The organism is Christiangramia sediminis, assembly GCF_020552705.1.
Lineage (GTDB): Bacteria > Bacteroidota > Bacteroidia > Flavobacteriales > Flavobacteriaceae > Christiangramia > Christiangramia sediminis.
In genome coordinates this window covers 754,012-767,758 of sequence record NZ_JAJBZG010000002.1, presented here as the reverse complement: position 1 = coordinate 767,758, position 13,747 = coordinate 754,012, and the positions used below count along the sequence as shown (strand labels likewise).

The following is a 13,747-nucleotide window of genomic DNA, read 5'->3' as shown; positions in this document are numbered from 1 at the left end:
TATCTGTTGTGAATTAATTAAAAAAGCTTCATCATCGGATGGAGCTTTTTTATATTTGTCAAAATATCAGCAATGAAATTGCATATAAAAAACGAAACTTCAAGACTCAGGGCAGTGGTCCTTGGAACTGCTAAAAGTAACGGACCTATTCCTACCTTAGAGGAGGCTTACGACCCAAAGTCACAGGAGCATATTAAGGCGGGAACTTATCCTATAGAAGAGGAAATGGTTAAAGAAATTGAATCTGTGGCCGCTGTTCTTAAAAAATATGATGTTGAGGTTTATCGCCCTAAAATAATTGAAGATTATAACCAGATATTTACCCGCGATATCGCCTTTGTGATAGATGATAAATTTATCAAATCTAATATTTTACCAGATCGCGATCAGGAGATTGATGCCATAGAGCATGTGGTTGAGCAAATAGCCCCGTCTAAGATCATTACACTTCCGGAAGATGCTCATATTGAAGGTGGTGATGTGATGCCTATGGGCGATTATATTTTTGTTGGAACCTATAAGGGCAAGGATTATAAGGATTTTATTACGGCACGAACTAACCTGAAAGCTGTGGAAGCCCTGGAAAAGGAGTTTCCAGATAAGAAGGTGATTTCTTTTAGCCTGAAAAAGTCTAATACGATCGCAAGAGACAACGCCTTGCATTTAGATTGTTGTTTTCAGCCGGTAGGTAAAAACAAAGCAATTATTTACAAAGAAGGATTTCTTATTGAAGAAGAATATAAGTGGTTGGTGAATTTCTTCGGAAAAGAGAATATTTATGAGATCACTCAGGATGAAATGTATCACATGAATTCAAATATTTTTTCGATCTCTGAAGATGTGGTGATTTCAGAAAAAGGATTTACAAGATTGAATACCTGGCTGAGAGAACAGGGAATCACTGTTGAAGAAGTGCCTTATGCTGAAATTTCTAAGCAAGAAGGCTTGTTGCGCTGTTCAACCCTACCTTTAATTAGGGACTAAAAATTTTAAGATGAAGCAGATTACAGATACGATATTAATGGTTAGACCGGTGGGATTCAGAATGAATGAACAAACCGCGGTAAATAATTATTTCCAGACCAAAATGGAAGGAGATGATGTTAATGAATTTGCCACACAGGAGTTTGACATTTTTGTGGAGAAGCTAAGAGCGGTAGGTGTAAATGTTGTGGTGGTAGATGATATCCCGGCAGACGATACGCCAGATTCCATCTTCCCAAATAACTGGGTTTCTTTCCATGAAGATGGGCAAATTGCTCTTTATCCCATGTTTGCTGAAAACAGAAGAAAAGAGCGAAGACTTAATTATTTTGCTCAACTGGAAGATGCAGGATTTAAAATTACAGAAATAGTAGATTATACGGTAGCAGAAGAAGATGATGTATTTCTGGAAGGAACCGGAAGTCTTATCCTGGACAGGGTACACCAAAAAGCTTATTGTGCTATTTCTCCCCGTGCAGATGAAGATCTTTTGATCGAGTTTTGTGAGGATTTTGAATTTACCCCGGTTATATTTAATGCTTATCAAAGTGTGGAGGATAAAAGACTTCCTATATATCATACGAATGTGATGATGTGCATTGCTGAAGAGTTTGCGGTGATCTGTCTGGATACGATAGACGATAAAAAGGAACGAAAAAATGTGGTCAAGCATTTAAAGATGGATGAAAAAGAGATCATCTCCATCAGCGAAGAGCAAATGCACGAATTCGCCGGAAATATGTTGCAGGTACAAGGAGCTGAAGGGAAAAAATATCTGGTGATGAGCGCCAGGGCACACCGAAGTTTAACCAAAGACCAGGTCTCCAGAATTGAAAAGCATTGTGAGATTCTTAGTTCAGAAATCCAGACGATAGAAACCTGTGGTGGGGGAAGCGCCAGATGTATGATGGCTGAAGTATTCCTGCCAAAAGTCTAGAATTTCTCCGATCTTCTTCGGAATAATTTTATGCTGAAAAGAAGAATGATCAGTACGCTTAAAAAAGCAAAAGGCAGAGAACTGATTATTAAAAATTTCTGCATGGCAGTTAATACATCAGAGTTGGGTTTAACCTGACCAAGAACAATAATCGCCTCACAAAAAATAAAGATCAATACCGCCCAGGCCAGGCGGTATTTTTTTTTCGGTTCAGGATTGCCATTATCGGTAAACATACTTAATACGAAAATTGCTGAATCCACCGAGGTAACCAGAAAACTAATAAGTAAGATTATTACGGTAATGCTGGTAATCACCGGGAGGGGATAAGCTTCAAAAAACACGAACATGGAGGTGAAAACATTTCCGAATTCATTATTGTAAGTATTCCAGCTTTCAATCAATTCAAATGCTGAGGTTCCAAACACGCTAAACCAGAAAAAGCTTCCTATGGAAGGTATGAGTAGAACACCCAATATCATCTCTCTGATGCTTCTGCCTTGAGAGATTCGCGCGATAAATATTCCAGTAAATGGCGCCCAGGCCAGCCAGAATGCCCAGTAATAATAAGTCCAATCAGTAAGAAATTTAACTCCGGGATCATAATCTCCAATGGCCAGGCTTAAAGGAATAAAATCAATGATATAATGATAGAAGGAGGTTATGAAATTCAGGAGAATTTCAGACATATTTCCAGTTAGGAAAACAAAGAGCATAAGCAGAATCGCCACATAGATATTCCAGTTGGAGATCCTTTTTATTCCTTTATTTACTCCGGCCCATGCAGATGTGAATGCCAATACACAAATTAGCAATACCAGGCCCATATTTAATAATAATGATCCCGGTTCGCGGGATTCAAGATGGCTAAGTCCACCCTCAATTTGCGTGGTTCCTAGGCCAATTGCGGCGACAAGGCCAATTACTGTAGTAAGAATAGTGAGAATGTCTATGGAAGAAGGTAAAAAACGCAATTTCTTAAACTCTTTAAAGGCGGAACTTAAACGAACATTAGCTTTTTCAACAAATATCGAGTAACCAATTACCAGTGCAAAAAGGCCATAAAAAGCCCAGGCGGTAAAACCCCATTGATAAAAGGTGTATTCCAGGGAAATAATTTCAGAGGTTAGCCCGGTCTGGATGGGAGGGTTCTTCAGCATAAAAACCGGTTCCTGCACGGCTCGTAATAATATACCTGCTCCCATTCCGGCGGAATAAAGCATGGCAATCCAGGATAATCTGTCAAATTCCGGTGGTGAATTTCCCAGCCTGATCCTGCCAAATTTTGAAAAAGCGGTCATTAAAAGAAAAACTACACAGCCTAATCCCAGCCAGAGATAAAATGTTCCGAAATATTCCCTGACCCACAGTGATATTTCTTCAATACTGTTATAGAACTGATCTGTAAATGCGAAAATTAGAACAGAGCTTAGAATAAGGATGCTCGCAGATATCGAAAATTCCTTATTCTTCAATAAATTGTTGAAATCTGGCTTCAAGTTGAGTAGTGCATATGCAATAAAACTAATCTTTTTTAATGCCCTTCGCAATTTTGTTGATCATACCCTCAAATATGAAATAATGAAACGGATACATAGAATACCAGTAAGCCCGCCCAACTAAACCTTTAGGCCTGAAGGTGGCAGTCTGGTGTAACACATTATTTTCATCTATCTTGAATTCCAGCCAGGCTTCCCCGGGAACCTTCATTTCAGCAAATAAGAGTAATCTTTTTTCCTCTTTATCCGCCAGTAAAACCCGCCAGAAATCTAAAGAATCCCCCGCATTGATTTTCGTCGGGTGGGTTCGGCCTCTTCTAAGACCAACTCCACCGGCAAGTTTATCAAGATATCCTCTTACTTTCCAAAGCCAGTTTCCATAATACCAGCCATTCAACCCGCCAATTGCCCAGATTCTTTCCAGGGCTGCTTCAGGATCATTTACTTTTACAGATTTTTCATCCAGAAGGCAACCATATTTCGGGATCTGGATATATTTGTTCAGTTCTTTTCTAAACCTTCCGCTACTTAATGAATCTTTCCAGCTTGAGATGACCTCGTTTTGTTCAATTTTATAAAAAGCCAGTTCAATCGCTTCTTTATATGGGATAAGCTCGATATTCAATATTTCTTTTAGCCGGGTATCACGCGTAATCACTTCCACTGACATGCTGTCGACAAGATTTTGGGCTAATCTGTAAGAAGTTGAGGTTACAAAATAGAGCCAGTAGGAACTCAATTTTGGAGACATAAAAGGAACACCCACGATCCATAGCTTTAATCCCCTGATTTCAGCATATTGCTCCATCATATCCTGGTAGGTGAGGACATCAGGTCCGCCAACATCAAAAGATTCATTATAACATTCTTCACGACCAATAACGCCGGTGAGATATTGAATGATATTTCTTATGGCAATTGGTTGAGATTTTGTTTTCACCCATTTTGGAGTCACCATTACCGGCAATTTCTCGCAGAGATCACGAATAATTTCAAAAGAAGAACTACCCGAGCCAACAATAATCGCAGCCCGCAAGACTGTTAAATTAAAATCCCCCTTATACAGGATTTCTTCAACGGCTTTCCTGGATTCTAAATGTTTGGAAAGTTTTTCTTCGTTAATGATCCCGCTAAGATAAATCACCTGATTTACGGTGGTTTCAGACATCATCTTCTTGAAATTCTCCGCAGCCTGGGCTTCCTGCTTATCAAAGTCTTTCGTAGATGCGGTCATGGAATGTATGAGATAATAAGCGACGTCGATATTTTTTATTTTCTCCGGGGCAGTATCATCTTCAAGGAAATCCAGTTCTACAACCTCAACTTTCTCCTTAAGCTCTTTATTAGAAGTAAATCTATTCTTATTTCGAACGGCACAGATTACTTCATGTCCCTGTTCAAGTAACTGAGGCAGAAGCCTCATTCCTATATAACCATTGGCACCCGTAAGTAATATGCGCATTCGAAGATTTTGAATATCAAATTAGAGATTTAATTCTTACTTTCACCTCAGATTAATAAAACTTTATTAAATGAATAACGTGTTGAAATTCGTCCTGTTAATAATTGGGATAGGACTTATTGGATATGGGGTTTATGACCTTATTACGCCTGAATTTGCTATAGATGCAGGACCACTACAGGTTGAAGCACATGGCGATAATACCCAGTCTTACGCGATGATCGCTTTCGGAATTCTGTCTTTAGTAGGCGGATTGGCCTTTAGAAAAAGATAGTTAGTTAAACAGGTTTTTCAGAAGGTTCATCACCGATGAGCTAATGTATTCTACTCCAATTGCAATTACGATAAATCCTATGATCCTGGAAATTGCATTGATGCCTGAAGCTCCCAGGATATTTACAATATAATGCGAGCTTCTCAATACTAAAAAAGTAGCAATACAAACGCTTAAAATAGCAGTTACTGCAATGAGTTTATCCTGCCATAATTCATATTCCTGGTAAAGTCCAATAAGAAAGGAAATTGAACCAGGTCCTGCCAGCATTGGGATCGCTAATGGAGTAAGGGAAACTCCGTCTCTTTGAAATGCGTCTTCCTGCACCTTGGGTTTGTCCATTCCTTTATGTTTTGAAAAAGATCCCGTAAGCAATGCAAATCCTGAAGTGGTAATAATTAATCCCCCGGCAATACGCAACGAGTCAAGGCTTATTCCAAAGAAATTTAAAATAAATCTTCCGGTAAAAAAGCTGATCAAAAGAATAACGAAAATATTGACCGCTGTTAAAATTGAAGTTTTTGATCTTTCTTTTTTTGAATCTTCTTTGGTGAGACCTACAAAGATCGGGACCGTTCCCAGCGGATTGATAACCGAGAAAAGTGCTGCAAAAACATAAATGAATAATTCCATTAATTTTTTCAGCAAAATTGCGTCAGCTTTTCTTCTGAAAAATTAAAATGAGATCAATTTTAGGTTAAACAAAGCCTATCAGAATTCACGGATTGTGAACGCAATATATCTAAAGATCTTCAATTTGTGTCGGGGCATTATCATTCTTGTAATCTATGATCTTTTTAAAGAATTTATGGATTCCAGGCTTATTAGCCAATACCTTGATAAAATGATGGTCTTTGTAGATGCTGTATTCTTCAGCTTTTCCTTTATAAAGATTCAGTTTATAATAAGGAATAATAAGAGCGTAGGTTTCCAGTAAAGAGCGGAACATTACAATAATACCATTCCCTCTCATTTCAACATTGCAGATATTTGCATTATTGTCCAGAATTAAAAGGTTGTGAATATCTATGCTTGTTGAGGTGATCTGCAATTTTGGTGATCCAGATCCCTTTAATTTTACCCTTTCCATCAGCGTAAAGGGTTTGCCAACTTCCCGATTGATTTTGTCTGATATAGCGGGACGATTATAGGAAATATTTACCAGCATTTCTTTTTTCCTAAATATAAGGATTTGAGCACAAAGCCTAAGGTCTGTAACTTCAATTCTTTTTATCTTTGCGCACTTAATAAGTGGAAATACGCTAAAAAGCATAGGAAAATGAATATTGAACAAATTCTTGCATCAAAAGTTAACGAAGCTGTCCAGAAACATTATGAAGTAACGCCTGAAAATATTGAATTTCAGCCTACTCGTAAGGATTTTGAAGGTGATATCACTTTGGTGGTTTTTCCAATGCTCAAGCAGATCAAAACGAATCCGGCGCAGTTAGCCGAAACTATTGGTAAATATCTTGAAGCTGAAGTAGAAGAAGTTGCTTCGTATAATGTTATTCAGGGCTTCCTCAATATCGTCATCAGCGATCAATATTATATCAATTTTTTTAATGATGTAAAGGATAGAGAGGACTTCGGAATTCTGTTGCCGCAAAGCGATGCCAGCGGAATCATGGTTGAGTACTCTTCACCAAATACTAACAAACCTTTACACCTGGGGCATATTAGAAACAATCTCCTGGGATATTCAGTTTCTGAAATTTTAAAAGCTGCCGGAAACCAGGTCTATAAAGTTCAGGTGATCAATGATCGTGGGATTCATATCTGTAAATCCATGGTAGCCTGGCAAAAATTCGGGAATGGAGAAACGCCTGAATCTACCGGATTAAAAGGAGATAAACTGGTTGGGAATTACTACGTGAAATTCGACCAGGAATATAAAAAGGAGATCGCCCAGCTTCAGGAAGAAGGGAAGAGCGAAGATGAAGCCAAGGCCCAGTCACCAATTTTTGTTGAGGCACAGGAGATGCTGAGACAATGGGAGGCAAACGATCCCGAAGTTGTAAAGTTATGGTCTACCATGAACCAATGGGTTTATGATGGTTTTGAAAAAACTTACGATGCTCTTGGAGTAAACTTCGATAAGAATTATTACGAAAGCGAAACCTATATTTTAGGAAAGGATAATATTCAGAAAGGCCTGGAGGACGGAGTTTTCTATAAAAAAGAGGACGGCAGCGTTTGGATAGATCTTAGTGATGAAGGCCTCGATGAAAAGATCGTTCTAAGAAGTGACGGAACCGCCGTTTATATGACCCAGGATATTGGAACGGCCATTCAGAGATTTGCCGATTTTGATATCAACCAGATGGTTTATACCGTGGGGAATGAACAGGAATATCATTTTAAAGTGCTTTTCCTTATTCTGAAAAAACTTGGATACGATTGGGCAGAGTCGCTTTATCACCTGAGCTATGGAATGGTTGACCTTCCATCAGGAAAGATGAAATCTCGTGAAGGCACTGTAGTGGATGCCGATGATCTTATTAAAGAGATGGCAGAAACTGCTAAAAATATCTCTGAAGAACTGGGTAAACTTGATGGTTACACAGATGCCGAAAAGAAAGAACTTTATAGAATAATCGGTTTGGGAGCATTGAAATATTATATTTTAAAAGTGGATCCTAAAAAGAGAATTCTCTTCAATCCTGAAGAATCAGTAGATTTCCAGGGAAATACGGGGCCATTTATTCAGTATACCTATGCCAGGATTCAATCGATCTTAAGAAAGGCTGATTTTGATACTTCCGCAGATCTTTCGAAGAATTTCAGCTTCCATGACAAAGAGAAGGAATTGATCAAACTGGTTCAGTTATTCCCTGAGACTATTGCCCTGGCAGCAGAAAATCATTCTCCGGCATTGATCGCGAACTATACCTACGAACTGGTGAAATCATTCAATTCATTTTATCAGAATGTACAGATCCTGGGGATTGAAGATGAAGCTGAAAAGGTATTCAGAGTTCAATTATCAGGATTTGTGGCGAATGTGATAAAGTCGGCATTTAAACTACTGGGAATTGAAGTTCCGGAAAGAATGTAAGAGGAAATACGAATTTGGAATGACGAAGTACGAATTTCGTCCAGCTGAACTTGTTTCAGCATCTAAATTGAAAAGCGTTTTCAGGCGTTAAAAAATATGATTGTCGTCCTGAGCGAAGTCGAAGGATGAATTTTAGAAGATGAACTTTATACTTCAGCTTCAAATCATTAAATTTGCAATTCGCTGCTAAGCAGCACTAGAATAAAATCACAGGAAAAATTATGTTTGATAATTTAAGCGATAAGTTAGATAGTGCCTTTCACGTCCTGAAAGGACATGGGCAAATCACGGAGATAAATGTTGCGGAAAGTCTTAAAGAGGTTAGACGAGCCTTAGTAGATGCCGATGTAAACTATAAAATTGCTAAGGAATTTACCAATACGGTAAAAGAAAGAGCTCTTGGACAGGACGTATTAACCACTTTGAAGCCTGGACAATTAATGGTAAAACTTGTCAAGGATGAGCTTACTGAATTGATGGGTGGAGAAGCTGAGGGGATTAATCTTTCCGGAGATCCTTCTGTGATCTTAATGTCAGGTTTGCAGGGTAGTGGTAAAACCACTTTTTCTGGTAAACTGGCGAATTTTCTAAAAAATAAGAAAACCAAGAAACCTCTTTTGGTTGCCTGTGATGTCTATCGTCCGGCAGCGATCAACCAGCTTCACGTAGTTGGAGAGCAGGTTGGTGTTGAGGTTTATTCAGATGAAGGTAATCAGGATCCGGTCGCGATCTCTAAAGATGCCATCGCTTATGCAAAAGAGAACGGTCACAATGTGGTGATCATTGATACCGCTGGTCGACTTGCGGTAGATGAAGCGATGATGACCGAAATTTCAAATATTCACCAGGCGATCCAGCCACAGGAAACACTTTTCGTAGTAGATTCCATGACGGGTCAGGATGCGGTGAATACAGCCAAAACCTTCAACGAAAGATTGAATTTCGATGGCGTTATTCTTACCAAGTTAGATGGTGATACTCGTGGTGGTGCCGCGATCTCTATTAAATCTGTAGTAAATAAACCTATCAAATTCATCGGTACCGGTGAAAAGATGGATGCCATCGATATCTTCTATCCTTCCCGTATGGCCGACAGGATCCTTGGTATGGGAGATGTTGTTTCCCTTGTTGAAAGAGCCCAGGAGCAGTATGATGAAGAGGAAGCGAGAAAACTTCAGAAGAAGATTGCGAAAAATGCTTTCGGTTTTGATGACTTTTTGAATCAGCTTCAGCAGATCAAGAAAATGGGATCTATGAAAGATCTTATGGGAATGATCCCGGGAGCAGGTAAAATGCTTAAAGATGTGGATATAGATGATGACGCTTTTAAAGGAATAGAAGCGATCATTCATTCTATGACTCCTGAAGAAAGAAGCGAGCCCAAAGTAATTAATGCCAGCAGAAAGAAAAGAATCGCCAAAGGTTCCGGAACTACGGTACAGGAAGTGAATCAGCTGTTGAAGCAATTCAACCAGATGGGTAAAATGATGAAGATGATGCAAGGTGGCGGTGGCCGAAAAATGATGCAAATGATGAAGGGGATGCAATAAGCCCCCTTTCCCCCAAAGGGGGGATTTGAATAATTTTAAACATAGTTTTTAACTCCTCCCCATAGGGGAGGTAGGGAGGGGCTCAACTGAATACTTAATATGACAATTCTCGACGGTAAAAAGATCAGTAATGACATCAAGGATGAAATTGCTGCTGAGGTTACCAAAATCAAGAAACGTGGAGAAAAAGTTCCTCATCTTGCTGCAATTATTGTAGGTAAGGACGGAGCGAGTATGACCTACGTGAACTCTAAAGTTAAAGCCTGCGAAAGGGTTGGTTTTGAATCTTCACTGTACAGACTTCCAAACACCGTTAGCGAACTAGAGCTTCTGGATAAGATCGAAGAGCTGAATCAGAATGATGATATTGACGGATTCATTGTTCAATTGCCTTTGCCTCCGCAAATCGATACTCAAAAAGTATTGAACGCGGTAGATCCAGATAAGGATGTGGATGGTTTCCATCCTACGAATTTTGGAAAAATGGCTCTGGATATGACCAGTTTTATTCCCGCCACACCTTTCGGAATCCTGGAACTTTTAGAGCGTTATGATATTCCCACCAAAGGGAAGCATACCGTGGTGATTGGCAGAAGTTATATCGTGGGTAGACCCATGAGTATACTAATGGGAAGAAGTGGATTTCCTGGGAACTCAACGGTTACTTTAACTCATGAATTTACCAAAAATATCACTCAGGTGACTTCACAGGCAGATATTATAATTATTGCCGTGGGTATCCCAGATTTTCTAAAAGGAGAAATGATCAAAGATGATGCTGTGATCATTGATGTAGGAATTACCAGAGTTCCTGATGATAATACCGAAAAAGGCTATGTTATTAAGGGTGATGTAGATTTTGAAAATGTAAGCAAGCGCGCTTCTTATATTACTCCGGTTCCGGGTGGTGTTGGGCCCATGACGGTTTCTATGTTATTAAAGAATACACTCCTTGCCCGGGAAAGGCATAACAAGAGGAGTTTGGATGCTCAAAAAAGATAGAAAAAGGAGGGATTAATTCTCCCTCCTTTTTTAAAATACTTCCGTGGTATCTCCATGGTCTAATTTCCAATCCAGGTAATTATGAATATCAGATTGGATAAATCTTAGGCCGAAAGTGATAATGGCCATATCATCAATATAGCCCAATCCCGGAATAAAATCTGGCATAATGTCCAGAGGATTCAGGATATACAGAAAAGAAAATGCAATGGTTGCTATAGTAAACCAGGGAACCTGGGTGTATACACCTTTTCTATAATCTTTAAGCATACCGTACATTATTTTAGCCAGTTCGCTATACTTTTGAAGTAAGCCGGAATTATTGATCTTATCATCAACTTCTTCCTTGCTATTCATGGCGATTGTCACATCATCGTTATCAATCTTTGCGACTTCGGTTTTTACGAAATCCTCATCTATTTCTTTTTTCTTTTTTCCGAACATGTTTCAATTAATTTAATTTTATAATCTATGGTGTGAATTTCCGTACTCCTTCTTGTATATTTTCAAAATTAGAAGAAATAAAGAAATTAATAATGGTCCGAATATTAATCCAATAAATCCAAATAATTGAACTCCTACTATCACCCCAAAAAGGGTTATGAGCGGATGAACGCTGGCCAGTCTTTCAAGAACATATAAACGAATAATGTTATCTGTAGAACCTACTACTACAAAACCGTAAATAAGCAGTGCTATGGCCTGGAAATCGTTTCCCTGAGCTAAAAGTAGGATGGTGGCTGGCAGTATCCCAATGGCCGTTCCTATAAAAGGAATCATAGAACCTATAGCTGTAATCACAAACCAGAAAAATGGATCTGGGACGCCAAATATCAGGAAGCCTATCAGGGCGATAATTCCCTGAACAAAAGCTACCAGGGGAATCCCCAGGGCATTGGATTTTACCAATTGATTACTTTCTTCTCCTATTATTCTAAGATTATCTTTTCCCAGGGGTATATAAGTGATCAGAGAATCTCTTAAAGATGCACGATTGGTAAGCATATAATAAAGCATGAAATACATGATCCCAATGGCTATAAATGCATTAAAGGTGCCGCCTGCTAAGTTTTGAAGATTTGAAGAAACCCAATTTGTAATAGAAGAAGTATCTATGCTTGAACTAATGCTGAAACCAATTTCTTCTTCAATATGATTAAGCTGATCCTTTACCGCTTTAAGTACTCTTTCAGAATTAGCTACAGCTTTTCCTATTTTAGAGGTAAGCATTATGGCGATCAAACTAACCGGAATAAGAATTCCTACAAAAGAACCTGCCATTAATAATGAAGCTGCCAGGGGAGGTTTCCAGCCCCTGTTCAGTAATTTTTTCATCCAGCCTTTAAGGATAACATACAGTGTCACTGCACCTAATACTCCTGAAAGATATGGCAGTACTTCTCTAAAAATTAAAACCGTTAAAAAAATAATTAGCAGCAGAACAAATATCTGTCTCACTAAAGACGGCTTAAGTCTATCCATATTCTGGTTGATTACTGGTTTAGGCCATTATGTGGCAAAAAGCTGATCTATATTTTTGAATGCCTTGAATTCCAGGGCATTTCCACAAGGATCTTTGAAGAACATGGTTGCCTGCTCTCCCGGTTTCCCTTCAAACCTTATATAAGGCTCAATTACGAAATCTATATTCTTGCTTTTTAGCAATTTAGCAAATTCATGAAAAACATCCCATTGAAGTACGACTCCAAAATGAGGAACAGGAACATCTTTCCCGTCCACAGGATTAGATGTTGAAGCTTTAGTTTCCTGTGGATCCTGATAGTGGATTACCAGCTGATGGCCAAAAAAGTTGAAATCAACCCAATGGTCACTGCTTCGACCTTCCCCGCAGCCAAGGGTTTCTTTATAGAATTTTCTACATTTTTGAAGATCGGAAACAGGAATAGCAAGGTGAAATGGTTGTACTTTCATTCTCTATATTTTAATTCTGATTCTACTAAATATAAGATATTTGCTCTTATTCTCAAGAATCTAAAATTAACAAGAACTATGTACAATGAGCTATGTAAGCGAGCTAATTCTCTGTTAAGATTTGGGTTTTCTAGGTCTTTTTCCTCTGCGAGGATTTTCTGTCTTCACAGATACGATCAGGGAGCCTTCTTCAGTTTTGGTAGATTCACCGGTTAAACTATTGATGGTGTTTAATTCTTCTGAAGTAAGATCCCGCCATTCTCCAACCGGGATATCAAGAGAAACATTCATGATCCTTATCCTCTTTAGTGAAGTAACCTCATAGTCTAAAAATTCACACATTCTACGAATTTGCCTGTTCAAACCCTGGGTTAAAACAATCCTGAAGGTATGATGTCCTAGTTTCTCTACTTCACATTCCCGGGTCACAGTATCTAAAATTGGAACTCCTGAACCCATCTTTTTTATAAAATCTGGAGTGACCGGTTTATTGACAGAGACCACATATTCTTTTTCGTGGTTATTTCTAGCCCGAAGTATTTTATTTACAATATCACCATCGTTAGTGAGGAAAATGAGCCCTTCACTAGGTTTGTCTAATCGCCCAATGGGAAAGATCCTTTTTGGGTAATTAATGTAGTCGATAATATTATCTTTTTCCACTCTGGTGTCTGTAGTACAAACGATCCCGACCGGTTTATTAAAAGCGATATAAACATTGGGTTCTTTTAGCTCTTCTTTTGAAACAGGTTTGCCGTCAACTTTTACAATATCCCCGGGGGTTACTTTAGTTCCCATTTCCGGCACTTTATCGTTGATGGTAATTCTCCCCTGGTCAATAAGTTTATCCGCTGCTCTCCTGGAGCAATACCCTAACTGACTCAAATATTTGTTAATTCGAACTTCCTCTGCCATAAAATCTATTCTGCCGCAAAGATAAGGGATAAGAATGTTAGAGCCGAAATTCAAAAAAAATAAAATTTTTAAAACCTCAGGCAACCTTTTGTAACTTTCACACGTCTATATAAATAGAAGGCCTTGTGAAAATG

Annotated in this window: 14 protein-coding genes; 6 read left to right on the top strand and 8 right to left on the bottom strand. The window is 38.7% G+C overall.

Annotated features, from left to right (window positions below):
* Positions 1-72 precede the first annotated feature (72 nt).
* Positions 73-984 (top strand): dimethylarginine dimethylaminohydrolase family protein, encoded by a 912-nt coding sequence (locus tag LGQ90_RS07945; protein WP_229339901.1) that lies wholly within the window; start codon positions 73-75, stop codon positions 982-984.
* 10 nt (positions 985-994) lie between these two features.
* Complete coding sequence (gene ctlX / locus LGQ90_RS07940) at positions 995-1,921, top strand: citrulline utilization hydrolase CtlX (RefSeq protein WP_229339899.1); 927 nt, start codon at positions 995-997, stop codon at positions 1,919-1,921.
* On the opposite strand, the gene LGQ90_RS07935 is transcribed toward ctlX, so the two are convergent.
* Together LGQ90_RS07935 and LGQ90_RS07930 are read right to left on the bottom strand one after the other, a co-directional pair.
* Positions 1,918-3,396, bottom strand: a complete 1,479-nt coding sequence (locus LGQ90_RS07935) for a BCCT family transporter (protein WP_229339897.1) — start codon at positions 3,394-3,396, stop codon at positions 1,918-1,920. The genes ctlX and LGQ90_RS07935 overlap by 4 nt on opposite strands.
* Before the next feature lie 49 nt (positions 3,397-3,445).
* Positions 3,446-4,882: an SDR family oxidoreductase gene (locus LGQ90_RS07930; RefSeq protein WP_229339895.1), complete on the bottom strand. Its 1,437-nt coding sequence runs from the start codon at positions 4,880-4,882 to the stop codon at positions 3,446-3,448.
* Positions 4,883-4,952: 70 nt separating this feature from the next.
* On the opposite strand from LGQ90_RS07930, the gene LGQ90_RS07925 reads away from it, so the two are divergent.
* A complete protein-coding gene (locus LGQ90_RS07925; RefSeq protein ID WP_229339893.1) occupies positions 4,953-5,156 on the top strand; it encodes a hypothetical protein in 204 nt (67 codons plus the stop codon).
* Here LGQ90_RS07925 and LGQ90_RS07920 read toward each other — a convergent pair whose 3' ends face one another.
* Both LGQ90_RS07920 and LGQ90_RS07915 read right to left on the bottom strand, forming a co-directional pair.
* A complete protein-coding gene (locus tag LGQ90_RS07920) occupies positions 5,157-5,789 on the bottom strand; it encodes a MarC family NAAT transporter (RefSeq protein WP_229339891.1) in 633 nt (210 codons plus the stop codon).
* A gap of 109 nt (positions 5,790-5,898) precedes the next feature.
* The gene (locus LGQ90_RS07915) at positions 5,899-6,324 is read right to left on the bottom strand and encodes a hypothetical protein (protein ID WP_229340069.1); all 426 of its coding nucleotides are present in this window, start codon (positions 6,322-6,324) and stop codon (positions 5,899-5,901) included.
* Positions 6,325-6,435: 111 nt separating this feature from the next.
* Here LGQ90_RS07915 and argS point away from each other — a divergent pair, with 111 nt between their 5' ends.
* From argS to LGQ90_RS07900, 3 genes are all read left to right on the top strand, one after another.
* The gene (gene argS / locus LGQ90_RS07910; RefSeq protein WP_229339889.1) at positions 6,436-8,214 is read left to right on the top strand and encodes an arginine--tRNA ligase; all 1,779 of its coding nucleotides are present in this window, start codon (positions 6,436-6,438) and stop codon (positions 8,212-8,214) included.
* 221 nt (positions 8,215-8,435) lie between these two features.
* Positions 8,436-9,764, top strand: a complete 1,329-nt coding sequence (ffh, locus tag LGQ90_RS07905) for a signal recognition particle protein (RefSeq protein ID WP_229339887.1) — start codon at positions 8,436-8,438, stop codon at positions 9,762-9,764.
* A gap of 99 nt (positions 9,765-9,863) precedes the next feature.
* On the top strand, positions 9,864-10,766 hold the full coding sequence (locus LGQ90_RS07900; RefSeq protein WP_229339885.1) for a bifunctional 5,10-methylenetetrahydrofolate dehydrogenase/5,10-methenyltetrahydrofolate cyclohydrolase: 903 nt from the start codon (positions 9,864-9,866) through the stop codon (positions 10,764-10,766).
* Between the two features lie 30 nt (positions 10,767-10,796).
* Here LGQ90_RS07900 and LGQ90_RS07895 read toward each other — a convergent pair whose 3' ends face one another.
* From LGQ90_RS07895 to rluF, 4 genes are all read right to left on the bottom strand, one after another.
* Entirely contained in the window at positions 10,797-11,210 is a 414-nt protein-coding gene (locus LGQ90_RS07895) for a YkvA family protein (protein ID WP_229339883.1), read from the bottom strand.
* A gap of 18 nt (positions 11,211-11,228) precedes the next feature.
* Positions 11,229-12,248, bottom strand: coding sequence for an AI-2E family transporter (locus LGQ90_RS07890; protein ID WP_229339881.1), 1,020 nt, complete (start codon positions 12,246-12,248; stop codon positions 11,229-11,231).
* A 27-nt stretch (positions 12,249-12,275) separates the two neighbouring features.
* Positions 12,276-12,698 (bottom strand): VOC family protein, encoded by a 423-nt coding sequence (locus tag LGQ90_RS07885; RefSeq protein ID WP_229339879.1) that lies wholly within the window; start codon positions 12,696-12,698, stop codon positions 12,276-12,278.
* Positions 12,699-12,812: 114 nt separating this feature from the next.
* Positions 12,813-13,613, bottom strand: a complete 801-nt coding sequence (gene rluF, locus LGQ90_RS07880; RefSeq protein ID WP_229339876.1) for a 23S rRNA pseudouridine(2604) synthase RluF — start codon at positions 13,611-13,613, stop codon at positions 12,813-12,815.
* Between the last annotated feature and the right edge of the window lie 134 nt (positions 13,614-13,747).

Coding starts and splice junctions, on each gene's coding strand:
- LGQ90_RS07945 (WP_229339901.1), top strand. CDS start 73: ATGAAATTGCATATAAAAAACGAAACTTCAAGACTCAGGGCAGTGGTC.
- ctlX (WP_229339899.1), top strand. CDS start 995: ATGAAGCAGATTACAGATACGATATTAATGGTTAGACCGGTGGGATTC.
- LGQ90_RS07930 (WP_229339895.1), bottom strand. CDS start 4,882: ATGCGCATATTACTTACGGGTGCCAATGGTTATATAGGAATGAGGCTT.
- LGQ90_RS07925 (WP_229339893.1), top strand. CDS start 4,953: ATGAATAACGTGTTGAAATTCGTCCTGTTAATAATTGGGATAGGACTT.
- LGQ90_RS07920 (WP_229339891.1), bottom strand. CDS start 5,789: ATGGAATTATTCATTTATGTTTTTGCAGCACTTTTCTCGGTTATCAAT.
- LGQ90_RS07915 (WP_229340069.1), bottom strand. CDS start 6,324: ATGCTGGTAAATATTTCCTATAATCGTCCCGCTATATCAGACAAAATC.
- argS (WP_229339889.1), top strand. CDS start 6,436: ATGAATATTGAACAAATTCTTGCATCAAAAGTTAACGAAGCTGTCCAG.
- ffh (WP_229339887.1), top strand. CDS start 8,436: ATGTTTGATAATTTAAGCGATAAGTTAGATAGTGCCTTTCACGTCCTG.
- LGQ90_RS07900 (WP_229339885.1), top strand. CDS start 9,864: ATGACAATTCTCGACGGTAAAAAGATCAGTAATGACATCAAGGATGAA.
- LGQ90_RS07895 (WP_229339883.1), bottom strand. CDS start 11,210: ATGTTCGGAAAAAAGAAAAAAGAAATAGATGAGGATTTCGTAAAAACC.
- LGQ90_RS07890 (WP_229339881.1), bottom strand. CDS start 12,248: ATGGATAGACTTAAGCCGTCTTTAGTGAGACAGATATTTGTTCTGCTG.
- LGQ90_RS07885 (WP_229339879.1), bottom strand. CDS start 12,698: ATGAAAGTACAACCATTTCACCTTGCTATTCCTGTTTCCGATCTTCAA.
- rluF (WP_229339876.1), bottom strand. CDS start 13,613: ATGGCAGAGGAAGTTCGAATTAACAAATATTTGAGTCAGTTAGGGTAT.